At 65.3% G+C, this 25,761-nt stretch carries 21 protein-coding genes; 10 read left to right on the top strand and 11 right to left on the bottom strand.

The genetic code is table 11. The annotated features are described in order from the left end of the window. The first annotated feature begins 54 nt into the window (after nt 1–54). Entirely contained in the window at nt 55–2,433 is a 2,379-nt protein-coding gene (gene tex / locus ACFZAI_RS10480; RefSeq protein WP_391566830.1) for an RNA-binding transcriptional accessory protein Tex, read from the top strand. A 290-nt stretch (nt 2,434–2,723) separates the two neighbouring features. Further along, nucleotides 2,724–3,236: a hypothetical protein gene (locus ACFZAI_RS10475; RefSeq protein ID WP_391566828.1), complete on the top strand. Its 513-nt coding sequence runs from the start codon at nt 2,724–2,726 to the stop codon at nt 3,234–3,236. Nucleotides 3,237–3,345: 109 nt separating this feature from the next. On the opposite strand, the gene ACFZAI_RS10470 is transcribed toward ACFZAI_RS10475, so the two are convergent. The 5 genes from ACFZAI_RS10470 to ACFZAI_RS10450 form a co-directional block, all read right to left on the bottom strand. Further along, nucleotides 3,346–4,647, bottom strand: coding sequence for a tryptophan--tRNA ligase (locus ACFZAI_RS10470; protein ID WP_391566827.1), 1,302 nt, complete (start codon nt 4,645–4,647; stop codon nt 3,346–3,348). A gap of 157 nt (nt 4,648–4,804) precedes the next feature. Then, a complete protein-coding gene (locus tag ACFZAI_RS10465; RefSeq protein ID WP_054423829.1) occupies nt 4,805–5,128 on the bottom strand; it encodes a DUF3325 domain-containing protein in 324 nt (107 codons plus the stop codon). Further along, nucleotides 5,125–6,861: a PepSY-associated TM helix domain-containing protein gene (locus ACFZAI_RS10460; protein WP_391566826.1), complete on the bottom strand. Its 1,737-nt coding sequence runs from the start codon at nt 6,859–6,861 to the stop codon at nt 5,125–5,127. The genes ACFZAI_RS10465 and ACFZAI_RS10460 overlap by 4 nt, the downstream gene beginning before the upstream one ends. Further along, the gene (locus ACFZAI_RS10455; RefSeq protein WP_054423833.1) at nt 6,858–7,139 is read right to left on the bottom strand and encodes a DUF3649 domain-containing protein; all 282 of its coding nucleotides are present in this window, start codon (nt 7,137–7,139) and stop codon (nt 6,858–6,860) included. Before ACFZAI_RS10455 ends, ACFZAI_RS10460 begins: the two co-directional genes overlap by 4 nt. A 23-nt stretch (nt 7,140–7,162) precedes the next feature. Beyond that, nucleotides 7,163–7,795: a DUF4198 domain-containing protein gene (locus ACFZAI_RS10450; RefSeq protein WP_391566825.1), complete on the bottom strand. Its 633-nt coding sequence runs from the start codon at nt 7,793–7,795 to the stop codon at nt 7,163–7,165. Between the two features lie 234 nt (nt 7,796–8,029). Here ACFZAI_RS10450 and ACFZAI_RS10445 point away from each other — a divergent pair, with 234 nt between their 5' ends. From ACFZAI_RS10445 to ACFZAI_RS10410, 8 genes are all read left to right on the top strand, one after another. Further along, nucleotides 8,030–8,944, top strand: a complete 915-nt coding sequence (locus ACFZAI_RS10445; RefSeq protein WP_391566824.1) for a dihydrodipicolinate synthase family protein — start codon at nt 8,030–8,032, stop codon at nt 8,942–8,944. Nucleotides 8,945–9,074: 130 nt separating this feature from the next. Then, complete coding sequence (locus tag ACFZAI_RS10440) at nt 9,075–10,007, top strand: 4-hydroxyproline epimerase (RefSeq protein ID WP_391566823.1); 933 nt, start codon at nt 9,075–9,077, stop codon at nt 10,005–10,007. Nucleotides 10,008–10,027: 20 nt separating this feature from the next. Next, nucleotides 10,028–11,188 carry an NAD(P)/FAD-dependent oxidoreductase gene (locus ACFZAI_RS10435; protein ID WP_391566822.1) on the top strand — a complete coding sequence of 387 codons (1,161 nt, stop codon included), beginning with the start codon at nt 10,028–10,030 and terminating at the stop codon, nt 11,186–11,188. Next, nucleotides 11,185–12,915 carry an FAD-dependent oxidoreductase gene (locus ACFZAI_RS10430; protein WP_391566821.1) on the top strand — a complete coding sequence of 577 codons (1,731 nt, stop codon included), beginning with the start codon at nt 11,185–11,187 and terminating at the stop codon, nt 12,913–12,915. Before ACFZAI_RS10435 ends, ACFZAI_RS10430 begins: the two co-directional genes overlap by 4 nt. Before the next feature lie 9 nt (nt 12,916–12,924). Next, a complete protein-coding gene (locus ACFZAI_RS10425; RefSeq protein ID WP_391566820.1) occupies nt 12,925–13,725 on the top strand; it encodes an inositol monophosphatase family protein in 801 nt (266 codons plus the stop codon). 98 nt (nt 13,726–13,823) lie between these two features. Continuing rightward, a complete protein-coding gene (locus ACFZAI_RS10420; protein ID WP_391566818.1) occupies nt 13,824–14,873 on the top strand; it encodes an ABC transporter ATP-binding protein in 1,050 nt (349 codons plus the stop codon). Next, a complete protein-coding gene (locus tag ACFZAI_RS10415; protein ID WP_391566817.1) occupies nt 14,870–16,522 on the top strand; it encodes an ABC transporter permease in 1,653 nt (550 codons plus the stop codon). Before ACFZAI_RS10420 ends, ACFZAI_RS10415 begins: the two co-directional genes overlap by 4 nt. A gap of 34 nt (nt 16,523–16,556) precedes the next feature. Next, complete coding sequence (locus ACFZAI_RS10410) at nt 16,557–17,576, top strand: extracellular solute-binding protein (RefSeq protein ID WP_391566816.1); 1,020 nt, start codon at nt 16,557–16,559, stop codon at nt 17,574–17,576. A gap of 18 nt (nt 17,577–17,594) precedes the next feature. Here ACFZAI_RS10410 and ACFZAI_RS10405 read toward each other — a convergent pair whose 3' ends face one another. The 6 genes from ACFZAI_RS10405 to odhB form a co-directional block, all read right to left on the bottom strand. Then, the gene (locus ACFZAI_RS10405; RefSeq protein WP_391567103.1) at nt 17,595–20,054 is read right to left on the bottom strand and encodes a TonB-dependent siderophore receptor; all 2,460 of its coding nucleotides are present in this window, start codon (nt 20,052–20,054) and stop codon (nt 17,595–17,597) included. Between the two features lie 138 nt (nt 20,055–20,192). Beyond that, a complete protein-coding gene (locus ACFZAI_RS10400) occupies nt 20,193–21,152 on the bottom strand; it encodes a FecR domain-containing protein (protein ID WP_391566815.1) in 960 nt (319 codons plus the stop codon). Beyond that, nucleotides 21,145–21,675, bottom strand: coding sequence for a sigma-70 family RNA polymerase sigma factor (locus ACFZAI_RS10395; protein ID WP_391566814.1), 531 nt, complete (start codon nt 21,673–21,675; stop codon nt 21,145–21,147). The genes ACFZAI_RS10400 and ACFZAI_RS10395 overlap by 8 nt, the downstream gene beginning before the upstream one ends. A 111-nt stretch (nt 21,676–21,786) precedes the next feature. After that, nucleotides 21,787–22,878: a cell division protein ZapE gene (gene zapE / locus ACFZAI_RS10390; protein WP_183016332.1), complete on the bottom strand. Its 1,092-nt coding sequence runs from the start codon at nt 22,876–22,878 to the stop codon at nt 21,787–21,789. Between the two features lie 79 nt (nt 22,879–22,957). Further along, nucleotides 22,958–24,385 (bottom strand): dihydrolipoyl dehydrogenase, encoded by a 1,428-nt coding sequence (gene lpdA / locus ACFZAI_RS10385; protein WP_054423864.1) that lies wholly within the window; start codon nt 24,383–24,385, stop codon nt 22,958–22,960. Nucleotides 24,386–24,514: 129 nt separating this feature from the next. Further along, the gene (gene odhB / locus ACFZAI_RS10380; protein WP_391566812.1) at nt 24,515–25,750 is read right to left on the bottom strand and encodes a 2-oxoglutarate dehydrogenase complex dihydrolipoyllysine-residue succinyltransferase; all 1,236 of its coding nucleotides are present in this window, start codon (nt 25,748–25,750) and stop codon (nt 24,515–24,517) included. Nucleotides 25,751–25,761 lie beyond the last annotated feature (11 nt).

The following is a 25,761-nucleotide window of genomic DNA, read 5'->3' as shown; positions in this document are numbered from 1 at the left end:
AGTGGCTTATGGCACAATCCGCCCCTTGTTTTTCCTTTTTGTCGTCGTATAGAGATGTCTGAAACTTCCGCTATCACGAACGTCGCCGCTGGCGTCGACAACGCCCGCATCGTCGCGCAGCTCGCTACCGAGCTCGGCGCGCGCGCCTCCCAGATCGCTTCGGCGGTAGAACTGCTGGATGACGGCGCCACCGTGCCGTTTATCTCCCGCTATCGCAAGGAAGCCACTGGCGGCCTGGACGATACCGTGCTGCGTAATCTGGAAGTGCGCCTGGGTTACCTGCGCGAACTCGAAGAGCGCCGCGGCTCGATCCTTGAATCCATCTCGCAGCAGGGCAAGCTCACGCCCGAGCTGCATCAGGAAATCGCCACGGCGGATACCAAGCAGCGCCTGGAAGACTTGTACGCGCCGTACAAGCCCAAGCGCCGCACCCGCGCCCAGATCGCCCGCGAGGCCGGCCTGGAACCGCTGGCCGACGCCATCCTGGCGGACCTTGCCTGCGACCCCGCCGTGCTGGCCGCGCAGTACCTGAACCCCGAAGCGTCGATCAACGACGCCAAGGCGGCGCTGGACGGCGCGCGCGACATCCTGGCCGAGCGCTACGCGGAAAACGCGGACCTGCTGGCCGACATGCGCGAGCACCTGTGGTCCACCGGCCTGATCTACTCCAAGATGATCGACGGCAAGGAAACCGAGGGCGCCAACTTCCGCGACTGGTTCGACTTCAACGAGCCGCTGCGCACGCTGCCCTCGCACCGCATCCTGGCGCTGCTGCGCGGCCGCCAGCAAGGCGTGCTGGAATTGCGTCTGGGCCTGGAAGCCGAACTGGAAGCGCAACTGCCGCACCCGTGCGTGGCGCGCATCGCCAACTTCCTGAAGCTGGGCAACGGCCTGTTCGCACTGGACGCCACGCCGCGCGCGCGCTGGCTGGGCGAAGTCTGCCGCTGGACCTGGCGCGTGAAGCTGCTGACGGCATTCGAAAGCGAACTGATCGGCCGCCTGCGCGAAAGCGGCGAAGCCGAAGCCATTCGCGTGTTCGCCGCCAACCTGAAAGACTTGCTGCTGGCCGCACCCGCCGGCCCCAAGGCCGTGCTGGGCCTGGACCCGGGCATCCGCACGGGCTGCAAGGTTGCCGTGATCGACCAGACCGGCAAGGTCGTCGACACCACCACCGTCTACCCCTTTGAACCGCGCCGCGACCGTGAAGGCACCATCAACACGCTGGCCGCGCTGGTGGCGCGCCACAAGGTGGACCTGATCGCCATTGGCAACGGCACGGCATCGCGCGAAAGCGAGAAGCTGGTGGGCGACATGATGGAACGCTTCCCCGACCTGAAGGTCACCCGTGTGGTGGTCTCCGAGGCCGGCGCGTCGGTGTATTCCGCATCGGAAACCGCCGCCCTGGAATTCCCCGACCTGGACGTGACGCTGCGTGGCGCCGTGTCCATCGCCCGCCGCTTGCAAGACCCGCTGGCCGAATTGGTCAAGATCGATCCCAAGGCGATCGGCGTGGGCCAGTACCAGCACGACGTCAACCAGCGCGAGCTGGCGCGTTCGCTGGACGCCGTGGTCGAAGATTGCGTGAACGCGGTGGGTGTGGACGTGAACACGGCGTCGGCTGCATTGCTGGCCCGCGTGTCCGGTTTGAACTCGCTGCTGGCCAAGAACATCGTGGCGTGGCGCGACGAGAACGGCGCGTTCCCCACGCGTGAAATCCTGCGCAAGGTGCCGCGCTTTGGCGAGAAGGCCTTCGAACAGGCCGCCGGCTTCCTGCGCATTCCCAACGGCGACAACCCGCTGGATGCGTCGTCGGTTCACCCCGAAGCCTATCCCGTGGTCGAGCGCATCGTCGCGAAGATCAAGGCGGAAGTAAAGCAGATCATCGGCCAGCGCGACGCCCTGAAAGGCGTGTCGCCGTCCGACTTCACCGACGAGCGTTTCGGCTTGCCCACGGTGCGCGACATCTTCGCCGAACTCGAAAAGCCGGGCCGCGATCCGCGCCCCGAATTCAAGACGGCGCAGTTCAAGGAAGGCGTGGAAACGCTGAACGACCTGTACCCGGGCATGATCCTGGAAGGCGTCGTGACCAACGTGGCCAACTTCGGCGCGTTCGTCGACATCGGCGTGCATCAGGACGGCCTGGTCCACATCTCGGCGCTGGCCGAGAAGTTCGTGAAAGACCCGCGCGATGTGGTGCGCGTGGGCCAGACGGTCAGCGTGAAGGTGCTGGAAGTGGACGCCGCGCGCAAACGCGTCGCGCTGACCATGCGCCTGAACGACACCGCCGCCCCGGCTCGCCGCAGCGGCGACGCGCCCAAGGGCGGTGACCGCCCGCGCCGTTCGCAAAGCGATGGCGGCCGCGGTAACGCAGGCGCTGCCGCAGGCGGCATGAACAGCGCGATGGCCGACGCCTTCGCCAAACTCAAGCGCTGATTCCACAAGACTCACCGCTCATCAAAAAGCCCGGCGCATCGCATGCGCCGGGCTTTTTTCTTTAGCCTAGGACTTTCCCGTAGATTGGTGATTTCCTTGCGCTCCCTCAATCAAGAAATCTAAAAATAAGGGAAAATATCGAATTGTGTCCAAATAATAAAAGCCGGTGGCGTTGGGGAACACGGCGGACACAAACATCCATGATCAGGCGAACCGCGGCGCGAACCGTCTATCAGGCAAGAAATCCAAAAAAAGCGCCCCTACCCTGAGAGCCCGGAGAGCGATTCGTCATGCGCAATACCATTACGCTTGCCGCCAATGAAGCGGCAACGATCACCGAAAAAGAAGCTGGCGCGGGCGGCGCCTATAACGAAGTCACGCTGGGCCAATATGCGCACCTGATCGTTGATGGCGCAGAAGTCACCTTCAAGCACATCACGCTGGAGCGCCTGGGCACCCGCATTATTGAATTGCGCAATGGCGCGCAGCTGCATGTGGGCGCGCTGGGATTCGCCAGCATGGGCGCCAGCATCGTGTACCGCATCGGCGCGGGCTGCGCGCTGATATTCGACGCCAGCCAATGGGACCCGGAAGTGGTCGCCAACACGACCTTCGACTTCGTCAGCCAGGGCAGCGGCACGCTGAAGTACTTTCCGTTCATCAACCCGGAATGGCTGGACTGCCCGAACGTCACCGGCTATTCGGAAGGCGACATGCTGGAAATTGCCGGCCAGGGCAACGCCCAGCGCTTCCAGGTGCGCGACGGCCGCATCGTCGCAAGCGCGAACGCACGCGCCGCCTGAATGTGAAACGACGCGGATGGGGCGCTATCCCATACCGCGTCGTATCTTTGCCAGAGCGGGCGGCAGGTGCAACGGCGCATGATGCCGCCACACGCCCCCGCTACTACATTCATTCCTGAGACATCGACACCAGCGCGTCGCGCACACGGCCCAGCAAGGCCGGGTCGGCGTCAGCCCCTGGCAGCAACCCAGCCAGCGCCGCGTCCGAGGGATCGGACTTCAGCGTTTGCATCAAGCCGCCCGCGTCCTTCGGATTGGCAAAGCCCGGCGACAGCAGCAGTTCTTCGCCATCGGCAGCCAGAAGGCGGAAGCGGAACGCGCCGTCTTCATCGCGGAAGCTGACGAAGCGCGCGCCCTTGCCCTTTTCCTTTTTGCCCTGCGCTTTACCCGTCGTGGCGCCCGCGTTCAGGTTGCGCAGGCCCACGGCCTCGCGCAGTTCCTGCATCAGTGGCAGCGCCAGCCTGCGCGCCTTGGCGGCGCCGGCTTGCAGAATGTCTTCGATGCGGCCGGGGTTGGCGATCAGGTCAACGTACTTCTCGCGCATCGGCGCAAGCAGGTTTTCCAGATGCTCGTACAGCGCCTGCTTGGCGTCGCCCCAGCCCATGCCGTCTTCCAGCTGCTTGCGAAACGCCGCCGATTGCTCGTGCGTGGCGAACGCGCGGTACAGCGTGTACAGGTGCGAGCTTTCGGCGTCCTTGGGTTCGCCCGGTTCACGCGAATCGGTCACGATGCGCATCACCGACGCGCGCAGCGCCTTTGCGCCGCCTTCGAACAGCGGGATGGTGTTGTTGTAGCTCTTGGACATCTTGCGGCCATCCAGGCCGGGCAAGGTCGCCACGTCTTCCTCGATCACCACTTCGGGCAGCGTGAAGTAATCACGGCCGTACAGGTGGTTGAAGCGCTGGGCGATGTCGCGCGCCATTTCCAGATGCTGGATCTGGTCGCGGCCGACCGGCACACGGTTCGCGTTGAACATCAGGATGTCCGCGGCCATCAGGATCGGATACGAGAACAAGCCCATCGTGACGCCGTCGTCAGGCTCCACGCCCTTGGCCACGTTCTGGTCCACCGACGCCTTGTAGGCGTGCGCGCGGTTCATCAGGCCCTTGGCCGTGACGCAGGTCAAAAGCCAGCTGAGTTCGGGAATTTCAGGAATGTCGGACTGGCGATAGAACGTGACACGATCGTGGTCCAGGCCCACGGCCAGCCAGGTCGCCGCGATTTCCAAGCGGGAACGCGCCACGCGCGCCGGATCATCGCACTTGATCAGCGCGTGATAGTCCGCCAGAAAGAAGAATGCGTCCACGCCGGGCTGCGTACTGGCCTGCACGGCGGGCCGGATAGCGCCCGCATAGTTGCCAAGGTGGGGGGTGCCAGTGGTGGTAATGCCAGTAAGGACGCGGGTATTCATGGGGCGAAGAGGCGTTTGCTAGGGGAAACGAGCAGTGTAACGTGCCGGAGCGCCCAGCCGTCGGGCGGGCGCCTTCGTCGCCGGGCTGCGTGGAAGGGCTTGGCTTGGCTCGGCCCGGTCAGGTCTGGCTTGGCGCAACCCGAGCCAGCCTGCGAACTTACAGCACCGCCAAAAGAGGCGCCGCCAGGGCGCACACCCCGCCCGTGGTCAGCGCGGCGCGCGGGCGGAAAGTCAGGAACCAGATCAGCAGCAGGCCGGCAATGCTGAGGATGCCGATCCACTCGACCGTGCCATAGCTCCAGCCCCACACCGCGGCGGACGCGCATAGCGATAAGGCCAGCGCGATCCAGCCAAACGCGCGCAACGGCACGCGGTGACGCCGGGGCATCGCGCGGTCGAATAGATCTTCGTAGTGGCGGTCCATGCCCAGGCACAGGGCGGAAAACCCTGCGTAGGCCAGGCAGAAGGCGGCAAGCGTCATGGCGTATCACCTCGCGGTTCATAGACAACGGCACTGGGGGCGGACTTCGCCACGGGTGCGTCGGCAACGGGGAAAGACGGATGCGGGGTGGAGGCGGCAGCGGCGGACGCAGAGGCGCCGGCACGTTCAGCGGCAGCCCCCTTTTCCGCACGCGGCTTGGCGGCGGCGCGCGCCGGCAGCGTGGCAGGCGCCTTGCGGACCCGCGCCGCCTTGCGCGCCATCCAGGCGAACAACAGCGCCGTGGCCAGGCAAGTCAGGTCAAAACCAGCCATCACCCAATCGCCCTGCGGCAGCGACACGCCCAGGTGGCGCGACGTGGTCAGTGCGTTGACGACCGGCACCAAGGCCATCGCGGCAGCCGCCACGGCCAGCAGGTCTTGCCATTTACGGCGTTGGAACAGGAAGGCATAGACCAGCGACAAGCCCCACGCCGAAAAGAACGCGCGCACTTCCCAAAGTTGACGGCCGGGCATATCCGCGGGCAGCAGGCGGTTGGCCAGGAAAAATGCGGCCACGCCGAACACCACGCCCGCGATCGTGCCCGCGTTCAGGCCATCGACCAGACGCAGTGAAAAGGCGTCGCGGACATCGCCCGGACGCGCCTTCTGACGGCGCTTGGCGATCCACAGCACGAGCCCCGTGCCGACCATACCGGTGCCAGCCAGGCTGACCACGAAGTAGAACCAGCGCAGCAGCGGTTCAGCGAACAAGCCCAGATGCAGGCCGATGATGGTGCCGGCCGTCTGTACGGTGGCGCTAAGGTCATCCTCGCCTTCAAGGTACTTCCCAGTCACGCCATCAAAACGCATGTACGGCGCCAAGCGTCCATACGACACGCCATCGGCGGCGTCGCGCACCATCGTCACGGTGGCGCCGGCATCGCCCGGGTTATTGACGGTGACGCGGCCAACGCGGCCTTGCCAGTGTTGCTGCGCCTGCTCAACCAGCGGCGCAATCGGCAGCAGCGGGGCGGGCTGATTCAGCGGCGGCGTGACCTTGAACGATTTGAAAACGTCGTCAGTGTATTGGCGCGGATTCTCGTAGACGGCGCTGATCCCGGCCGGCATCAGCATCACCATGAACAGCATCAGGCCGCTGAAGGTGATCATCAGGTGAAACGGCAGGCCCAATACCGACAAGACGTTATGGCCGTCCATCCAGGCGCGCTGCCCGCCCTTCTTAGGGCGGAAGGTAAAGAAATCGGTGAATATCTTTTTGTGCGTGATGATGCCGCTGATGATCGCCACCAGCATGAACATGCCCGCAATGCTGGCCAGCCAGCGTCCCCACGGGAATGCGGTTTCCAACTCGAAATGAAAGCGGTAGAAGAAGTCGCCACCGCGTGTTTCCCGGCCTTTGACTTCCTGCCCGTTCTGATCCAGCTTCACGCGCACAAAACCACGCTCGCCCGGCTTGGGCTTGGCAACCTGATACAGCAGCAGCGTCAACGGTTCACGCTGCGTGGGCGGCGTGATGAACCACCGCTTGGCATCCGGCGCATGCTCATTCAGATAGCGTTGCGCCATCTCCACCGCTTGCACTGCGGGCGTGGCCTGCACCTGAATTTCCGGCTGCATCCAGCGCGTGATCTCGGGCCGGAAAAACGCGAGCGACCCCGTCAGGAACATCGCGAACAACACCCAGCCAAAAATAAGCCCCGCCCAGGTATGCAACCAGGACATGGACTGGCGCAGGCCTTCTTCGCCTTGCGCGCGGGCTTTGCCTGCCTTCATGCCACCCCCATCGTGCGGCCGGCCAGGAACAAGCCGCCCAGCACGGCGGCAGGGATCAGGATGCCCGCCCAGGCGCGCCAGGCGTTGCGCGTGGCGAATACCCAGATCACGCCGCAGGCGTAGACCACGAAGGACAACATTTGCGCCGTGGTGACGGCGTCCGCGCGCCCCATGGGCAGCCAGACGGCCAGGCAAGCCGCAGCCGCCGAGGCAAGGGCGTAGCCGCCCAGGATGGCCGCAGCCGCCCTGGAAAATACGGCCATTCGATAGCGCATCATGCCTGCGCCGGCTGCGGGAGCTTTCACTTGGACACGTTGAAGGTCAGGGTGGAAACGTAGCGGATCTTGGCGTAGGACTTGCCATCCGCCTCGCCCGCCTTCTCTTCGACGTGCGCGGCTTCCAGCACGTACTGGCCGGGCCATGGCGTCGTGATTTCGATGCGGCCATTTTCATCACTGTGGAAACGCTTTTCCCACTTCGGCGGGCCGAACACGGTGACTTCGGTCTTGGCCAGCGGCTTGCCTTGGAATTGCAGCACGAAGGTGTTGGCGTCTGCGGCGGTGGGTACGAGTTCCAGATCCAGCTTGCCTTGCGTCTCCGCGCGGCCGGCCTTGGCGCCGTATTTCACCAGCGTGTCTTTGAATTGGATGGGCTGAGCCAGCCGGACGTCGCCCTTGCCCGCGGCCGCGAACTCAATGAAGTCGGCGCCTTCGGCCGATGCCTTCAGCGTCTTGCCGTCGGCTGCCGTCACCACCGGCGACACCAGAACTTTGCCCAACAAGCCATCACGCTTTTCGCGCAGGTCATCGGCCCACTCGCCAAAGTACGCCTTGGCCGGCCCCTCGGCCGTGCGTTCCAACCAAACAAAGTGCGCTTGCGCGGCGCCGGCGCTGCCCAACAGGGCGATAGCGGCCAAAGTCCTTGCGAATTTCATTGTGGATCTTTCCTCTTTGTGGATCTTGTCTGTCGTCCGATCACCACCCAGGCAAGCCCCGCGGCCAATGCCTGTTTGGCAGGGCCTGAATTATAACCATTCTCACTATGATCCACATCTAAAAATTGGGGCCTGACACTTTGCGCTGGTTAACCCTCATGCCTGACCCCTTCTCTTTAAATATATTTAACGTATATTTTGTGTTCCTAACGCCCCTTCAACCAGGAGTCCGTCATGACCCACCCTCGCTGGACTGGCATCTTTCCCGCCATCACCACCAAGTTCCACGCCGATGAACGCATCGACGCCGAAGGCACGGCCAAGCACATCGACTTCCAGATCCGCAACGGCATTCACGGCGTGGTCACCTGCGGCTCACTGGGCGAGGCCAGCACGCTGACGCTGGAAGAAAAGCTGGAAGTCACCAAGATTGCGCTGGACGCCGCTGGCGGCCGCATCCCGGTTCTGGCCAACGTGTCCGAGACCAGCACCCGTGAAGCCCTGCGATTTATCGACGGCGCCAACAAGCTCGGCGTGGCCGGATTCATGGTCATGCCCTCGCTGATCTACGTCGCGGACGCCCGCGAAGCCATGCAGAACGTGCGCACCATGGCCAACGCCGCCCAGCAGCCTGTAATGGTCTACAACAACCCGATCGCCTATCGCGTGGATTTAACCGCCTCGCACATGGCTGAACTGGCCGACTGCCAATGGCTGGCGGCCGTCAAAGACAGCTCGGGCGATACCCGCCGCGTGACCGACCTGCGCAACGCCGTCGGCGACCGCTACCAGATCTTCCTGGGCGTGGACGATCTGGCCTATGAAGGGCTGGCGCTGGGGTGCGATGGCCTGCTGGCAGGCGTGGGCTGCGCCTTCCCGCGCGAAACCGTGGCGCTCTATGACTTGATGAAAGCCGGCAAGCACGCTGAAGCCCTGGCGCTCTATCAATGGATGACGCCGCTGCTGCATCTGGACGTGTCCACCAAGCTCGTGCAAAACCTGAAGCTGATCGATGTGCTTGTGGGCGTTGGCACCGAACACGTTCGCCGCCCCCGCCTGCCCGTTATCGGCGAAGAGCGCGCGCTGATCGAACGCGTGGTGGCACAGGCGCTGGCCACGCGTCCGGCTAAATACCAATCCGTTCCGTAAGGCACGGGCATATGCGTGACATCGCCATCACGGTTGGGGCGACGTCACGCAGGTAATTGCCTAGACTGAGCCAGTCCCGATATTGGCCGTGGTGGCTGGCCCTTCATTCCCTTGCAGATGAGGCGCGTCAATGAAACAGATTCGTGTCGTCGATTCCCACACGGGCGGTGAGCCCACCCGGCTGGTCGTGGCCGGCTTTCCTGCGCTAGGCACGGGCAGCATGGCTGAGCGGCAACGCCGGCTCGCATCCGATCACGATGCGTGGCGCGCCGCCACCGTGCAGGAGCCCCGGGGCAGCGATGTCATCGTGGGCGCCTTGCTGTGCGAACCCGCAGACCCCGCCAACGCCGCGGGCGTCATCTTCTTCAATAACGCCGGCTACCTGGGCATGTGCGGCCACGGCACCATCGGCCTGGTCGCCACGCTTGCCTATCTGAAACGCATCGCCCCGGGTGAACACGGCATCGAAACGCCCGTTGGTGTTGTCCGCGCCACGCTGCACAACGATGGCGCGGTCAGCGTGCGCAATGTGCCTGCGTACCGCAAGCATCACGCGGTGTGCGTCAATGTGCCGGGTTACGGCGAGGTCGTCGGCGATGTCGCCTGGGGCGGCAACTGGTTCTTCCTGATCGGCGAACACGATCAACGCGTCGCGCCCGACAACCTTGACGCACTGACTCATTACGCCCGGGCCGTACGGCAAGCCCTGGCGGCAGCGGGCATGACTGGCGCGGATGGGGCCGAAATCGACCACATCGAACTGTTCGCCCCCGACCCGGCAGCCGACAGCCGCAACTTCGTGCTGTGCCCCGGCAACGCCTATGACCGCTCGCCCTGCGGCACGGGCACCAGCGCCAAGCTGGCCTGCCTGGCGGCCGATGGCAAGCTCGCCCCCGGGCAAGTCTGGCGCCAGGCCAGCGTGATTGGCAGCGTGTTCGAAGCCAGCTATGTGCGGGACGGCGACCACATCATCCCCACGATCCGAGGCCGCGCCTATGTCTGCGCGGAATCCACCTTGCTGATTCCGCCGGACGATCCGTTCGGCTGGGGCATCCGGCTGTAATTCCTCCACAGGGGCTTTCCATGTCTCACCGTCATACGGATGTGCTGGTCATCGGCGCCGGCATCATCGGCGCTGCCTGCGCGCACGAACTGGCGCGGGCCGGCCTGTCGGTACGCGTGGTGGATGCCCGGCTGGGGGGCGCCACGCAAACCGGCATGGGGCACCTGGTCGCCATGGATGCCCACCCGGCCGAACTGGCGTTAAGCGCCGCCTCGCTGGATATCTGGCGCGACTGGGGCGCGCGCATGAACCACACGGACCCGGCATGCGCCTATACCGGTTGCGGCACGATGTGGGTGGCCGAAAGCGATCACGACATGGCAGAGGCCGAGCGCAAGCAGCGCCGCTTGCTGGAACACGGCGTGCCCTCCACGCTGTTGAACGCACAACAACTGGCGCACGCCGAGCCGGCCTTGCGCACCGGACTCGCTGGCGCATTGCAAGTGTCTGGCGACGCGCTGATCTATGCACCCAGCGCCGCGCGCTGGCTGCTCACGCATGCCCCTCCGTGTCTGTCTTTCGAAGCCGTTGAAGTCTGCAAGATCGACGCGCAAGGCGTGGTCCTTACCGACGGTTCCCGGCGCACCGCCGAAGCCATTGTGCTGGCGGCGGGCATGTTGGCAAGCCGACTGTGTGACGACCTGCCCCTGCATCCCAAGAAAGGCCATCTGGCCATCACCGACCGCTACCCCACCGGCATCCGCCATCAATTGGTTGAACTCGGCTACACGGCCAGCACCCAGCAGCGCGAGGGCGCTGCGGTTGCCTTCAACGTGCAGCCCCGTCCCACCGGCCAACTGCTGATCGGGTCATCCCGGCAAATCGGTGAAGCCCAATGCGCGACGGGTTCCGCCTCCGGCACCGCCCTCACCCCCGCCGTCGAACCCGCCGTATTGGCCCGCATGCTCCGGCGCGCAATCGGCTATCTGCCTGGCCTGTCCGGCTTGAACCTCATCCGCACCTGGACGGGCGTGCGCACCGCCACCCCGGATGGGCTTCCGCTGATTGGCCGCCACCCTGCGCGCGACAAGCTGTGGCTGGCGGTCGGCCACGAAGGGCTGGGTGTGACTACAGCCCCCGCCACCGGCCGCCTGCTGGCCGCGCTGATGACCGGCGCGGCTCCCCCGCTGGACCCCACTCCCTTCGCCGCATCCCGCTCCTTCGACGAGGTCACGCCATGACGAAGACTCCGCCTGACTGCGCACGGGTGCGCATCCGGCTCGACGGCCAATCCTTGCGCGTCGCCGCGGGCAGCAGCGTCGCCGCCGCGCTCGCCTTGCGAGCGCCCGGCAACTCCCGCATCTCTGTCTCGGGCGAAAAGCGTGCAGCGTTTTGCGGGATGGGCATTTGCCATGAATGCCGCGTGCTGGTCGAGGGCCACTTGCGCCTGGCCTGCCAGACCCCTTGCCACGACGGTATGCGCGTCGACACCGTTCTAGACCCAACCAGCTGGGCCGGCGTACCGGATCGGGCAGCCGGCCATCACCGCACCTGCGACCTGCTCATTGTGGGCGCCGGCCCCGCCGGCATGTCGGCGGCGTTGGCGGCGGCCGCAAGCGGGCGCGCCATCGTGCTGGTGGACGACAACCCCGCCGCAGGCGGGCAAATCTGGCGCGACGGCCCCGCTGCCGCCCTGCCCGCCCCCGCGCAGCGCCTGCGCGAACAGCTGGCGCGTCACGCAAACATCACGGTGCTATGCGGCACGCGCGTGGTGGGCCTGGCCGGCCAACCCGGACAGGCCGCGCTGCTGCTTGAAGATGCGCGCCAGGGTTGGACCCAGCATTATGACTCGCTGATTCTCTGCACCGGCGCACGCGAATTGCTGCTGCCGTTTCCCGGCTGGACGCTGCCCGGCGTCACCGGCGCCGGAGGGTTGCAGGCGCTGGTCAAGGCTGGCACCTCGCTGCGCGGCCAGCGCATCGTCATCGCGGGAACCGGGCCGCTGCTGTTGGCCGCCGCCCGCACCGCACGCGACGCGGGCGCCACTGTTGTACGCATTGCCGAACAGGCAGACTGGCGCGCGCTCCTGCGCTTTGCCAGCGGCCTGCCGCGCTGGCCGGTCAAAGCCCTGCAAGCCATGACCCTGTTCCATCCGCAATACCGCAGCGCCAGCCATGTGCTTGAGGCCAGCGGCAACGGCCGGCTTCAGCACGTGCGCCTGCGCCGCGCCAATGGTGAAGAACAGATCGCCTGCCATCGCCTGGCCTGCGGCTTCGGCCTGATCCCCAATACCCAATTGGGCCAGATGCTGGGATGCGAATTGGATGCGCATCAGGCGTTGCAAGTGGACGGTCTGCTTCAGACGTCTGTCCCCGGCGTCTTCGCGGCGGGCGAATGCACTGGCATTGGCGGCAGCGAACGCTCGCAGATTCAGGGGGCCATCGCGGGCCACGCGGCGATTGGCGAATTGGCGCAGGCCACGCGCCTGGCGCCCGACCTCGCGCGATGGCAAGGCTTCGCCAACACCGTGCGCCGGCATTTCACGCTGCGCTCGCCCCTTTTGACGCTGGCTCGCCCCGACACGTTGATCTGCCGCTGCGAAGACGTTCCGCAATCCGCCTTGGCCGCATGCAACAGCTGGATCGACGCCAAGCTGCACACACGCTGCGGCATGGGCGCCTGTCAGGGCCGCGTGTGCGGCGCCGCCACGCAAGCCCTCTATGGCTGGACGCCCGCGCCGCCTAAGCACCTGCTTGCACCCGCCCGCGTCGGCACCTTGGCGGGCATGGGCGACAGCATCGGCGCGCTGGCGGGCATGGGTGACAGCATCGGCAGCTTGGCGAGCGTAGGCGACAGCATCGGCACCTTAGCGGGCGTCAGCGACAACATTGGCGCGCTGGCGGGCCTAGGCGCCAGCCTCGCTTCCGATGGCCGCCCGCCGCCTTCCACCAGCCGCTCAACCGAATAAGGAAACCTCATGACAGACCGCCTGGCTCCCTTCATCGTCTTCGCTGAATGCCTGGCCCAAGAGGCCCGCGAACGTTTCGCGCCTTACTTGGCGACGGGGCAACACAGCGTGCCGCGCCCTGACATCAAGCCAGACCGCAGCCTAGTCACCGCGTTGGACCATGCCATTGAAGCGCATCTGCGCGCCCGCATCGAACACGCCTATCCCGACCACGGCATTTACGGCGAAGAAGGCGGCGTTGTCCGATTGGACGCCGAATACGTCTGGGTGCTTGATCCCATCGACGGCACCGCGCCCTTCCTGGCTGGCGTACCGGTATTCGGCACGCTGATCGCCCTGCTGCATCGCGGCGAACCCGTGATCGGCGTCATGGACTTTCCCTCGACCGCAGACCGCTGGGTTGGCGCTGCCGGCCAGCCCACCCGGCATCGGGGCCAGCCCTGCCACACCCGCCCGTGCGACGCCATGGGCGACGCCATGCTCAGCACCAGCAACCCCGACTTCTACACCGCCGATGAGCTGCCCGCATTTCAGGTGCTGCGCGAGCGCACCCGCTGGCGCATCTACGGCGGCTGCTGCCTGGCATACGGGCTGCTGGCGTCGGGGCGCACCGATGTCGCCATCGACGCCAAGCTGGCGCTTTACGACTACGCGCCCTTCGTGCCGGTCATTCAAGGTGCGGGCGGCGTCATCACCGATTGGCACGGCCGCGCGCTCAGCCTGGACAACCCCGCCACGCAGATACTCGCCGCGGGCGACCCCGCCCGTCACCACGAAGCGCTGGGCCTGCTACGCCCCGCCATGCCCTGACGCTCGCGGCTTGCCCGCCGCTTCCCCGCCCCTTGCCCGCCGCTTGCCCACTGTTGTTCGTTGATGTGTCGACTCTTGAGAGCCAGGAACTGCCTGCCATGGATATCCGCATTGAAAATCTCTGCATCTCGTATAGCAAACAACGGGTCATCGACGGCCTGAACCTGGCCATTCCTCCGGGTTGCTTCTTCACCCTGCTCGGCCCCAGCGGCTGCGGCAAGACCACCTTGCTGCGCACGCTGGCAGGCTTCATCCCGGTCGAATCCGGCCGCTTGTCATTCGGCGGCAACGACGTCACGCGCGTGCCGGCGCATCAGCGCAACATCGGCATGGTGTTTCAGGACTACGCGCTCTTTCCCAACCGCAGCGTCTTTGACAACGCCGCCTACGGCCTGCGCGCCCGCAAGGTGCCACTGGCCCTGATCAAGCAAAGAGTCGCCGCCGCGCTAGACCGCGTGGGGCTCGCGCAATATGCATCGCGCTTGCCCGCCGAGCTGTCGGGCGGACAGCGTCAACGCGTGGCGCTTGCCCGCGCGCTGGTGATTCAGCCGCAGGTGCTGCTGATGGACGAGCCGCTGTCCAACCTGGACGCCAAGCTGCGCATTCAAGTGCGGCAGACCATTGCCGAGCTTCAGCGTGAAGCGGGCATCACCACCGTCTTCGTCACCCATGACCAGGAAGAAGCGCTGGCCCTGTCTGACCAGATCGCCGTCATGGAGCAGGGCCGCGTGGCGCAATTGGGCACGCCGCGCGACGTCTATGGCCAGCCCGCCAGCGGCTATGTCGCCGATTTCATCGGCGCGGCCAATCTGCTGCCGGTGCAATGTGTGGCGTCGGCATCAGGGTCCGTCCGCCTGGAGCTTGACGGCCACCCCGTCGCCGCCCACGCGCCCGCGCCGCTGTCAGGGCAAGCCGTGCTGGTCGCTCGCCCCGAAGACATCCGCGTATCCACGCAACCCGAAGCCGGCGTGCCCGCCCGCATCCTGGCCGAACAATACCTGGGCATCAAGATGAACTACCGGGTGGAACTGCCCAGTGGGCGTGTGATGAACGTGGACGTCCATGGCGGCCAAACCTCGCCGTTGGGCCGGGGCATGCAGATCGGCCTGATGTTTGATCCGCAGAAGACGCTGGTGCTCGCATCATGAAGCGCCTGATCGCTCTGCTCCGCTCGCCATGGATGTGGCTGTCCGTGGCGGTGCTGGCGATGCTGCTGGTCTTTCTGGTGTGGCCAGTGCTAAACATTCTGTCGGCCAGTGTGCTGGCCCGCGATGACGCCGGCCAGTCAGGCTGGCACATTCTGATGTCCGACCCGCGATACCTGCGCGCCATCGGCAACACCTTGCTGCTGGGCGCGGGCGTCACGGTGCTTGCCGCCGGCATCGGCGTGCCGCTCGCATATCTGACCGCGCGCCACCATTACCCGGGCAAGGCCCTGGTGTCGATCTTGCCGCTGATCACGCTTGTCATCCCCGAAGTCATCGGCGCGCAAACCTGGCTGATGATTCTGGGCAACAACGGTGTGCTGACGCGTGCGCTGCGCGATGGGCTGGGGCTGGACCCGCCATCGTTTTACGGCTGGCCGGGCCTGCTGACCGTCATGACCTTCACGTATTACGCCTACATCTACATCGGCACGCTGGCGGCCATCCGCGGCTTCGATTCGCAATTGGAAGAAGCCGCGCAAAGCCTGGGCACATCGCCGCCCGTGTCGCGGTTCAAGGTGATGGCGCCCGTCGTCATGCCCGCCATCCTGGCCAGCGCGCTGCTGGTGTTCACCATGGTCGTAGGCAACTTCGCCACCTCAATGATTCTGGGGCATCGTGTAGAGCTGCTATCGGTACTGACCTATCAGGCGTCGGTCTCGGAAACCGGCAGCGACCCGGTCATGCAAAGCACGCTGGCGACAACATCGATCTCGCTGGTGATGCTGGCGCTGTTTCTGCAACGCTGGATTGTCTCGCGCGGACGCTACGAGATCACGCAAGGACGCGGCGCACCCGAGACCCCAATGCGGGGCCCGCGTGGTGCGGCCATGGCCTGCGCGGCGCTGGTGGTGATGGGGCTGTCGATGCTGCCGCTAGGCACGCTTGCGGCCGGCGCATTCACCCGCGCGCACGGCCCCGTAATGCGTTGGGGGGAATGGACCCTGGCGCATCTGGAACGCGTGCTGGTCAATGCGCCCGCGCCGGTCGTGAACTCCATCGGCTACGCGGGCGCGGCAACCTTGATCGCCATCGCGTTCAGCACGCTGGCCAGCTATCTGATCGTCAAGAAGCGCAACCTGCTGACGCCCTGGCTGGACTACCTGAGCGCCATTCCGCTGGCGCTGTCCGGCACGGTGATCGGCATCGGCCTGCTGATGACCTTCGGCCACGGCGCGTTCGACTTGTCTGGCACGGCGTCGCTGATCGTGCTGGCCTACATCGTGCGGCGATTGCCCTTCGGCGTGCGCAATGCCTCGTCCACGCTATTCAACCTGCCGGACTCCATCGAAGAAGCCTCGGTCAGTCTGGGGGTGCCACCCTTCACGTCCTTTCTGAAGGTGGTTCTGCCGTTGATGGCGCCAGCCATCGCGGCCGCCGCCGTGCTGACCTGGACCACTACCGTGTCCGAACTCAGCGCATCGGTAATCGTGTATTCGCCGGGACACGAGACCTTGCCCATTCAGATTTTCCGGCTGATCGACAGCGGCCTCATGGCCCAGGCATCGGCCTACGGGCTGGTGCTGATCACCGTGATCCTGGCGCCTGTGCTGCTGGCGACCCGGGTATTTCGCATCCGGCTCTTTGCCTGATCCTTTCTTTCGCTCTCATCTCAAGGGAATCTCCATGATCCAGCTTCCTACCCTCAACCGCCGTCAGGTGCTCAAACTGCTGGCCGTCACGGGCGGCATGTCGGCGCTGCCCACGCGCGCCATGGCCCAACGCACCGAACAGGTCGTGCTCTACACGACGCTGAACTCACAATCGGTGGACACCGCCAGCGACATCGCGCGTGACATGCTGCCGCACGTCAAACCCAGCGCCGTCGTGGGTGGCAGCAGCCAGTTGCTCAGGCGGATCGAGGCCGAGGCCGGCCAGCCCAAGGGTGACGTGTTCTGGACATCCAGCGCCAACGTCATGCACGGCTATCGCAGCCTGTTCGAGCCTTATCGCTCACCCGAAGCCGACGCAATTCCTGCCCCGCTGCATGGCCCCGATGACTTATGGATGGCGGCCAACCTGCACATCGTGGTCGGCATGGTCAACGCGCGGCAGCTTTCCGGCCCCGCCCCCGTCCGTTGGGCGGACCTGACCGACCGCCGCTTCAAAGGCAAGGTCATCATCGGCGACCCGGGCAACAGCTCCACCGCCTTCACCGCGCTGTGGGGGATAGAACGCGTGCTGGGCGAAGACGGCCTGAAGGCGTTGGCGCGCAACGTCAGCGTCTCCAGCGCCGCCTCGCATGTGGTGCGCAGCGTGGGTCAAGGCGAATACGCCGTCGGCATCACCTTCGAATCCACCGCCTACCCGTATATAGCGGGCGGGCAGAAGGAAATCAGCATCCTGTATCCCGAGGACGGCACGTTCACCGTGGCGGACAACATGGCGCTGGTGAAGAATTCCCCCAACCCGGCCGCCGCCAAACGCATGTACGACTTGCTGCTGTCGCGCGACATGCAAGTGGCGCTGCTGCAAAACGCCTACCGCCGCCCCAGCCGCAACGACATCGACGTCAGCAAGCATCTGGACATGCCCGCGCTGGCCGACGTGAAGATCGTGCCAGTGGACGAAGCCGAGGCCGCCGCCGACCGCGACGCGTTCCTGTCGCGGTGGCGGGCGCATGTGGCGGCGGCGCGCAGCGCGTGATTGACCCGCGCTTTCCGTTTACCAGCGGTAGCGCAGGCTCGCCTTGATGGAGCGCTGATAACCGTACCAGCACCACGACTCGCCCGAGCAAGACGCGATGTATTCCTTGTCGAACAGGTTCTGTACGTTCAGCGCAACCTGCATGCCCTTCAACGTGGGTGACACGCGGCCCATGTCGTAGTCCAGCATCAGGTCAAACAGCGTCACCGACGGCACCTTCAAGGTGTTGGTCTCGTTTGCGTACGACGAACCGATGTAGCGCACGCCGCCGCCCACGCCCATGCCCGCCAGCGGGCCTTCCTGCAACTGGTAACGCGCCCACGCCGACGCTTGTTGCGACGGAACGGCGGCGGGCGTCTTGCCCTTCAGGTTCAGGCCGGCCACGCTGGGATAGGCCTTGGAGTATTCGTTGTCCATCAACGAATACGCCGCCACCAGCGTCAGGCCGCGCATCGGCTCCGTCTTGGCTTCCAGTTCGATACCCTGCGTGCGCAATTCGCCAGCCTGGATCGAGCAACGCCCGCCTGCCGTGCCGCACACGTGCGTCGGGTCCGGATCGGTGGTCGTCATGTTTTCACGGCGGATATCAAAGGCTGCAAACGACAGCATCGTGGCGGTGCCAGGCGGCTGGTACTTGATGCCCACTTCATACTGCTTGCCTTCGATCGGCTTGAACGGCGCGTTCTGCCAGCCCGTGCCGGATTGCGGCTCGAACGATTCCGAATAGCTGAAGTACGGCGCAACACCATTGTCGAAGTTGTAGATCACGCCCATGCGGCCCGTGAACGCTTCCGCATTCAGCGACGACGGCGCCACGCGCCCCGTGGAAAGGGTGGTGGTTTCGCCCACCGTGCGCGACCAGTCATAGCGGCCGCCCAGCAGCACCGACAGGCGATCAATCTTGATCTGGTCCTGGAAGTACAGGCCGGTCTGATATTGCGTCGAGGTCGCATCCGACGAGAACGCCGGCACCGGAATGTTCTGATGATTATTCGGGTGCAGCACCGACAGCGCCGGGGCCGTGCCAAAGCCCGACAACGTATCGGTCTTGACGTGCTGATAGTCAAAGCCCAGCAGCACCGTGTGCCCGAACACGCCGGTGTTGAAGCGCGCTTGCAGGTTGTTGTCGATCGTCAGCGCGCCCACATCCACATCGGTCGCAATCGACGCGCGCTGATGGTACAGGTACGTGTTGTCCGTGTAGCCGTAGTTGTTCGTCATCGCGCCGTAAATGCTGCGGTACTTGGCTTCTGACCGCGTCCAGCGCAGGCTTTGCGTGGCTTTGAGCGTGTCGTTGAAGCGGTGGTCCAGCACATAGCCCAGCGAGTAACTCTTGCGATCGCTCTTCTCGAAATTCGCGTCGCCGTCGTAATAGTCAGCGGGCAGACGGATGCCGTCCGGCGCGGATAACAGCGTGCGCATCGCCGGCGCGGCGCCATACGAACCCATGTCGGGGTCGCGCTGGAAGTTCGTCAGCACGGTCAGCGACGTGTCGCCATTGGGTTTCCACGTGAAGGCCGGTGACACGAAGTAGCGGCGTTCCTTGGTGTCCTTGACCTGGCCGTCAGACATATAGCCAGAACCCACCAGGCGGTACAGGTACTTGCCCTCTTCATCTACCGGGCCGCCAAAATCAAAGTTCGCGCGGCCGTAGTCGTAGTTGCCGACCTGCACTTCCACTTCGCGCAGCGTCTCGGCCAAGGGGCGCTTGCTGACCTGGTTCACCACGCCGCCCGGGCCGCCCTGCCCGTACATGACGGACGCCGGCCCCTTCAGCACATCCACGCGCTCAAGGCGGTAGGTGTCCACTTGCGGCAAGGCATCGCGCCCGCCGAATACGCGCAGGCCGTCCAGGTAGCTCGACGCGGAAAAGCCGCGCACGCTGAACTGGTCCAGACGCGTGGCGGTGGCGCCGCGCGATTCGGTCGCCACGCCGGCCGTGTAGCGCAGCACCTGGTTCAAGGTCTGCGCGCCCTGCTCCGTGATCTGTTCACGCGTCACCACCGACACCGACTGCGGCGTTTCAATCAACGGCGTATCGGTTTTGGTGGCGCTGACGCTGGCGGTTGCCACATAGCCCACCGTGGGCGCCAACGCGCTGTCCGCCATGCCGGACACCGTCACCGGCGCCAGCACATGCGTGTCGCCAGACGAAGCGGGCGCAGGCACGAGCGTCCACGTGTTGCCCGACTGCCCGCGTGCTTGCAAGCCGCTGCCCGACAGCAGGCGGGCAAAGCCGGCGCCCACCGAGTACGCGCCATTCAATCCGTCCGAGCGCAAACCCCGCACCATCGCGGGGTCAAACGACAGGACCACGCCCGCGCTACGCGCGAATTGCGTCAAGGCGTCGGCCAGCTGGCCAGCGGGAATTTGATATGTGCGCGACGCATTGGCGGCGGCGGCCGGCGCGGACTGCGCCCAGGCGGCGGGCATGCCCGCGGCAAGCGCGCCCGCGCACGTGGCGGCCAGCACGGCCATGCGGCCGGCGGTCAATGTGGCGCGCAGGCGCGATTGAGATGAAGCAGACACAAAACTCTCCCTGTACGGTGGTCTATCTCTGCCTTTCCGTATGGGGATCAAAAACCTGCAATGCGTCGGGCAAAAAAGTTGTAACGGTCAGATCTGACGCGGGCCCACTTGCAGCCAATACTGTGTGTGCCGCGTCACGGTGATGGGCAGCGCGGGTTCCAGCGCCTTTAACGCGCGTTCGGCGTCGTCCAGCGGAAACACGCCCGACAACTGCAAACCGGCCACGGCCGGGTCCACGCGGATCACGCCCATGCGTTGGCGCGCCAGATACTGCGCGAAATAATCCAGCCGCCATTCCTTGGCCACCACCAGGCCGTCAACCCAGGCCAGCCGGTCGGGGTCCGACGCGTTGCGGTGCAGCTCACCGTCGTCCTCGAAGGCCAATCGCTCACCCGCTGCGGCATGCGTCCACACGCCGTCGCGCAGCAAGGCCACGCTGCCTTCATACACGCCCAAGCGCGATCCGGTATCGGTACGGCGCAAGTCAAAGCGGGCGTGTTCCGCCCGCAGCTCGCCATGCCCGGTGTCGACGTGCAAGGCGTCCGCGCCCGGGCGCATGGCGGTGTCGACCAGCATTTCGCCGCGCAGTAGATCGATGCCGCGCGCGCTGCCGGTCAGCCGCAAGCGCACGGCGCTGTCGCTATTCAAGGTAATGCTCAAGCCATCGGCAACCGCCACCGTGCGCCGCTCGCCTATGCTTGTGCTCACGTCGGCCGCCAGGCGCTGCCACGGCGTATGCCGATAGCCCGCCCAGCCCGTTACGGCCAGCGCCGTCACGCCCAGCAAGCTGCGCAACGCCGCCCGGCGCCCGTGTGACGGCGGCGCATTCAACGCCGCGTGCGCCAAAGCCGCTGGCACGCGGCGGGCGTCGCGGCCTATGGCCTGCAAGCGGTCCCAGGCCTGCTGGTGCGCGGCGTCCGCGTCCAGCCAGGCCCGACAGGATTCCCGGTCGTGCGCATCAGCCAAGCCGGATTGCAGCTTGGCCCACCAGGCAATCGCCTGGCGCACGACCGGGTCCGGCGGCATTCGGCCTGCGGCGTTACTCATAGAACGCCGTGTAGCACGCGGACATCGCGCGCACCATGTACTGCTGGACGGAACTCAGGGATACGTTCAGGCGCTGGGCGATGTCGGGATACGTCAGCCCGTCCAGTTGCGACATCAGAAATGCCGCGCGCGCCTTGGGCGGCAATCCATCCAGCAGGCGGTCCAGTTGCTTTAACGATTGCAGCTGTTCGGTTTGCGTTTCGGGCGACGGCGCATACGCTTCGGGCAGCGTGGCCAGATAGCTCAGGTAGGCGTATTCCAGCGCGGCGTGGCGCTGGTGGTCCACGACCAGGCCCTTCGCGATGGTGGTCAGCAAGGCCCGCGCCTCGTTGGCGCGCACGGCCTTGCGCCCCTGGATCACGCGCACGAATACATCCTGCGCCAGATCTTCGGCGCGATGCTCGCAACCGAGCTTGCGGCGCAGCCAGCCGAACAGCCAGGGGCGGTGATCGCGGTATAGGCCATCGACAGGCGCAACAGCGTCAGCGCAAGGAGCCGATGAGGAAAGGACGGAGGAGGACACGGTTGAGACAGCGGTGCGGGACCAAAAGTCTCAAAATCTTAAGTGATAATGACTTGCATTACCAATCTTATGCACGCCGGCCCCGTGTAACAGGGGCCGGATGCGGCATTACTACAACGTCACGGTCAGGCGGCGTTCCGATTCCAGGTATTCGCGCGACTGCATTTCAAGAATGCGCGACACGGTGCGATGGAATTCATTGGCCAGCGCGCCCTCGGTGTAGATCTCTTCGGGCTCGCACTCGGCCGACATGATGAGCTTTACGCGGTGGTCGTAGAACACGTCGATCAGCCACGTGAAGCGGCGTGCTTCGGAAGCCTGGCGCGGCCCCATCTTCGGCACGCCTGACAAGATCACGGCGTGGAAGCGGTTGGCCAGTTCCAGGTAGTCGTTCTGCGAACGCGGGCCGCCGCAAAGCGTCGCGAAATCAAACCACACCACGGCCCCCGCCAAGGCCAACGCGCGGATCTCGCGGTGTTCGATGTGCAGCACGGGGTCTTGCGGCGGGGTGTCGGCCAGGCTGTCGAAGGCCTTTTGCAACGCGGCCTGCGCGTGCTCATCCAGCGGCGTGTGAAAGCATTGCACTTGCTCCAGCGAACGGCGGCGGTAATCCACGCCGGCATCCACGTTCATGACGTCCATGCGCGACTGGATCAGCGCAATGGCGGGCAGCACGCGGTCGCGGTGCAGGCCATCGGTGTACAGCGTGGACGGCTCGTAGTTGGACGTCATCACAAACGACGTGCCGTATTCGAACAGCTTGAGCAGCAAGCGGTGCAGAATCATCGCGTCGGCCACATCCGACACGTGGAATTCGTCAAAGCAGATCAGGCGGTAGCGCTTGGCGACCCGCTTGGCCACTTCGTCCAGCGGGTCTTGCATGCCCTTCACTTCTTCCAGCTCGCGATGCACGCCGCGCATGAATTCGTGGAAGTGCAGACGCGTCTTGCGCACCACCGGCACGGTCGCGTAGAAGGCATCCATCAGGAAGCTCTTGCCGCGCCCCACCCCACCCCACAGATACACGCCGCGCGGCACGTCGGGCCGATTCAGCAGCTTCTTCAGCGCGTTCGAGCGCATCGACTTGAACTTCACCCATTCGTCGTAATAGCGCTGCAAGCGGTCGATGGCCAGCTTCTGCGCGGCATCGGGCTTGTAGCCACGTTCGGCCAGGGCGTGTTCATAGTATTCGCGGACGTTCATGGGGCTTAGCTCAACCAACCAAAATGAAAAAAGGGCGGGTCCTTGAACCCGCCCCCTGTCTAGCTCAGGTCAAGGACGCTTAGAAGTTCAGCGCGCGCTTGTCCACGGCCAGAGCGGCTTCCTTCACGGCTTCCGACAGCGTCGGGTGTGCGTGGCAGATGCGGGCGATGTCTTCAGCGGCGCCACGGAATTCCATGATGGTCACGGCTTCCGAGATCAGTTCCGAGGCCATCGGGCCCACAATGTGCACGCCCAGGACTTCGTCGGTCTTGGCGTCAGCGATCACCTTGGCAAAGCCCGTGGTGTCGCCCAGCGCGCGAGCGCGGCCGTTGGCCAGGAACGGGAAGCTGCCCGCCTTGTACTCGCGGCCTTCGGCCTTGAGCTGCTGTTCGGTCTTGCCGACCCAGGCGATTTCCGGCGACGTGTAGATGACCCACGGCACGGTGTCGAAGTTGACGTGGCCATGCTGGCCGGCGATACGCTCGGCAACCGCCACACCTTCTTCTTCGGCCTTGTGCGCCAGCATCGGGCCGCGCACCACGTCACCCACTGCCCAGACGTTCGGCAGGTTGGTCTTGCAATCGCCGTCCACGGCCACGAAGCCGCGTTCGTCCAGCTTCAGGCCCACGGCGTCGGCGTTCAGGCCGCCGGTGTAAGGCACACGGCCGATCGAGACGATCAGCTTGTCGACCACCAGCTTTTGCTCGGCGCCCTTGGCGTCGACGTAAGGCACGGTCACCGACTTGGCGGTGGCCTTGATCTCGCCGATCTTCACACCCATCTGGATGTTCAGGCCTTGCTTGGTGAACGCCTTCAGCGCTTCCTTGGCCACTTGGCCGTCGGCAGCAGCCAGGAATTCCGGCATGGCTTCCAGGATCGTGACTTCCGAACCCAGGCGGCGCCACACGCTACCCATTTCCAGGCCGATCACGCCAGCGCCGATCACGCCCAGCGTCTTCGGCACGGCGCCGATGTTCAGTGCGCCGTCGTTGGACAGCACGACCTTTTCGTCAAACGGCAGGCCCGGCAGTTCACGCGCCGACGAACCCGTCGCCACCACGACGTGCTTGGCAACCAGGTCTTCTTCGGCGGTGCCGGTGACCTTGATGGCCCAGCCGCCTTCCACTTGGCCGCTGAACTGGCCCTTGCCGTGGAAGAACGTGACCTTGTTCTTCTTGAACAGGTACAGGATGCCGTCGTTGTTCTGCTTGACCACCGTGTTCTTACGGCCGATCAGCGTGTCGAGCTTCAGGCTCACGCCCTTGACTTCGATGCCGTGCTCGGCGAAGTGATGGTTGGCTTGTTCGAAGTGCTCGGACGATTGCAGCAGCGCCTTGGACGGGATGCAACCAACGTTGGTGCAGGTGCCGCCAGGAGCCGGGCCGCCTTGGCCGTTTTGCCAGGCGTCGATGCAAGCGACCGACATGCCGAGTTGCGCTGCGCGAATGGCGGCGATGTAGCCGCCAGGGCCTGCGCCGATCACGACGACGTCAAATTGTTTGGACATAGTGTTCTCGCGATTGAGTGTGGGGTGGAACACGCCCCGCCCGGTGTTTGCGAGCCGGAGGCCAGCCGTGGGCCGGCCGGGGCGCCGCGAGCCGGAAGACCCGGTGCGGCGCCGCGCGGGGCGTCGAGATTACAGGTCCAGCAACAGGCGCTGCGGATCTTCCAGAGCGTCCTTCATGGCGACCAGGCCCAGCACGGCTTCGCGGCCGTCGATGATGCGGTGGTCGTAGGACAGCGCCAGGTAGTTCATCGGGCGGATGACGATCTGGCCGTTTTCGACAACAGCGCGATCCTTGGTGGCGTGCACGCCCAGGATGGCCGATTGCGGCGGGTTGATGATCGGGGTCGACAGCATCGAACCGAACACGCCACCGTTGGAGATCGAGAACGTGCCGCCGGTCATTTCTTCAATGCCCAGCTTGCCGTCAGCGGCGCGGCGGCCGAAGTCAGCAATGGTCTTTTCGATTTCAGCGATGGACAGCTGGTCGGCGTTGCGCAGGATCGGCACCACCAGGCCACGCGGGCTGCCGACAGCGATACCGATGTCGAAGTAGCCGTGATAGATGATGTCCTTGCCGTCGATCGACGCGTTGATCAGCGGGTACTTCTTCAGGGCGGCCACAGCGGCCTTGACGAAGAACGACATGAAACCCAGCTTGATGCCGTGTTCCTTTTCGAACTTGTCCTTGTACTTGCTGCGCAGATCGATGACCGCTTGCATGTTCACTTCGTTGAACGTGGTCAGGATTGCGTTTTCTTGCTGCGATTGCAGCAGGCGCTCGGCGATGCGGGCGCGCAGGCGGCTCATCGGCACGCGCTGTTCCGGACGGCCGTCCAGCGACAGCGTGGTCGGGGCGGGAGCAGCCGGGGCCTTGGCCGGAGCGGCCTTGGCGGCGGGTGCGCTGGCGGCCAGGGCGTCGCCCTTGGTCACGCGGCCGTCACGGCCGGTGCCCGACACGGAAGCGGCGTCAACGCCCTTCTCGGCCAGGATCTTGGCGGCGGCGGGCGAGGCCACGCCGGCAGCGGCCGACGAGGCCGGGGCAGCAGCGGCCGGCGCAGCGGCGGCGGCTTGTTCAGCGGCCTTGGGGGCAGCGGCGGGAGCGGTCGCGGCGGCGGCAGCCTTGCCAGCGGTGTCGATGCGGGCCAGCACTTCGCCCGAAGTCACGGTGCTGCCATCGCCCTTGACGATTTCAGCCAGCACGCCCGAAGCGGGGGCCGGCACTTCCAGCACAACCTTGTCGGTTTCGACTTCGATCAGGATTTCGTCCGCTTCAACGGCAGCGCCCGGCTGCTTCTTCCAGGTCAGCAGGGTCGCTTCGGAAACGGATTCGGAAAGTTGGGGGACGACGACGTCGGTAATAGCCATTTTGTTTGTTC

This window comes from Achromobacter sp. NPDC008082 (genome assembly GCF_042957345.1).
Lineage (GTDB): Bacteria > Pseudomonadota > Gammaproteobacteria > Burkholderiales > Burkholderiaceae_B > Achromobacter > Achromobacter kerstersii_A.
The sequence above is the reverse complement of the archived record's forward strand: the minus strand, read 5'-3'. Positions and strand labels throughout refer to the sequence as shown.

Bases quoted from the DNA above. Each gene is read 5' to 3' on its own strand.
- ACFZAI_RS10405 (WP_391567103.1), bottom strand. From the start codon at position 20,054: ATGGCCGTGCTGGCCGCCACGTGCGCGGGCGCGCTTGCCGCGGGCATG.
- lpdA (WP_054423864.1), bottom strand. From the start codon at position 24,385: ATGTCCAAACAATTTGACGTCGTCGTGATCGGCGCAGGCCCTGGCGGC.
- odhB (WP_391566812.1), bottom strand. From the start codon at position 25,750: ATGGCTATTACCGACGTCGTCGTCCCCCAACTTTCCGAATCCGTTTCC.
- ACFZAI_RS10465 (WP_054423829.1), bottom strand. From the start codon at position 5,128: ATGACGCTTGCCGCCTTCTGCCTGGCCTACGCAGGGTTTTCCGCCCTG.
- ACFZAI_RS10460 (WP_391566826.1), bottom strand. From the start codon at position 6,861: ATGAAGGCAGGCAAAGCCCGCGCGCAAGGCGAAGAAGGCCTGCGCCAG.
- ACFZAI_RS10425 (WP_391566820.1), top strand. From the start codon at position 12,925: ATGACAGACCGCCTGGCTCCCTTCATCGTCTTCGCTGAATGCCTGGCC.
- ACFZAI_RS10475 (WP_391566828.1), top strand. From the start codon at position 2,724: ATGCGCAATACCATTACGCTTGCCGCCAATGAAGCGGCAACGATCACC.
- ACFZAI_RS10450 (WP_391566825.1), bottom strand. From the start codon at position 7,795: ATGAAATTCGCAAGGACTTTGGCCGCTATCGCCCTGTTGGGCAGCGCC.
- ACFZAI_RS10430 (WP_391566821.1), top strand. From the start codon at position 11,185: ATGACGAAGACTCCGCCTGACTGCGCACGGGTGCGCATCCGGCTCGAC.
- zapE (WP_183016332.1), bottom strand. From the start codon at position 22,878: ATGAACGTCCGCGAATACTATGAACACGCCCTGGCCGAACGTGGCTAC.
- ACFZAI_RS10455 (WP_054423833.1), bottom strand. From the start codon at position 7,139: ATGATGCGCTATCGAATGGCCGTATTTTCCAGGGCGGCTGCGGCCATC.
- ACFZAI_RS10415 (WP_391566817.1), top strand. From the start codon at position 14,870: ATGAAGCGCCTGATCGCTCTGCTCCGCTCGCCATGGATGTGGCTGTCC.
- ACFZAI_RS10440 (WP_391566823.1), top strand. From the start codon at position 9,075: ATGAAACAGATTCGTGTCGTCGATTCCCACACGGGCGGTGAGCCCACC.
- ACFZAI_RS10445 (WP_391566824.1), top strand. From the start codon at position 8,030: ATGACCCACCCTCGCTGGACTGGCATCTTTCCCGCCATCACCACCAAG.
- ACFZAI_RS10420 (WP_391566818.1), top strand. From the start codon at position 13,824: ATGGATATCCGCATTGAAAATCTCTGCATCTCGTATAGCAAACAACGG.
- tex (WP_391566830.1), top strand. From the start codon at position 55: ATGTCTGAAACTTCCGCTATCACGAACGTCGCCGCTGGCGTCGACAAC.
- ACFZAI_RS10470 (WP_391566827.1), bottom strand. From the start codon at position 4,647: ATGAATACCCGCGTCCTTACTGGCATTACCACCACTGGCACCCCCCAC.
- ACFZAI_RS10400 (WP_391566815.1), bottom strand. From the start codon at position 21,152: ATGAGTAACGCCGCAGGCCGAATGCCGCCGGACCCGGTCGTGCGCCAG.
- ACFZAI_RS10410 (WP_391566816.1), top strand. From the start codon at position 16,557: ATGATCCAGCTTCCTACCCTCAACCGCCGTCAGGTGCTCAAACTGCTG.
- ACFZAI_RS10435 (WP_391566822.1), top strand. From the start codon at position 10,028: ATGTCTCACCGTCATACGGATGTGCTGGTCATCGGCGCCGGCATCATC.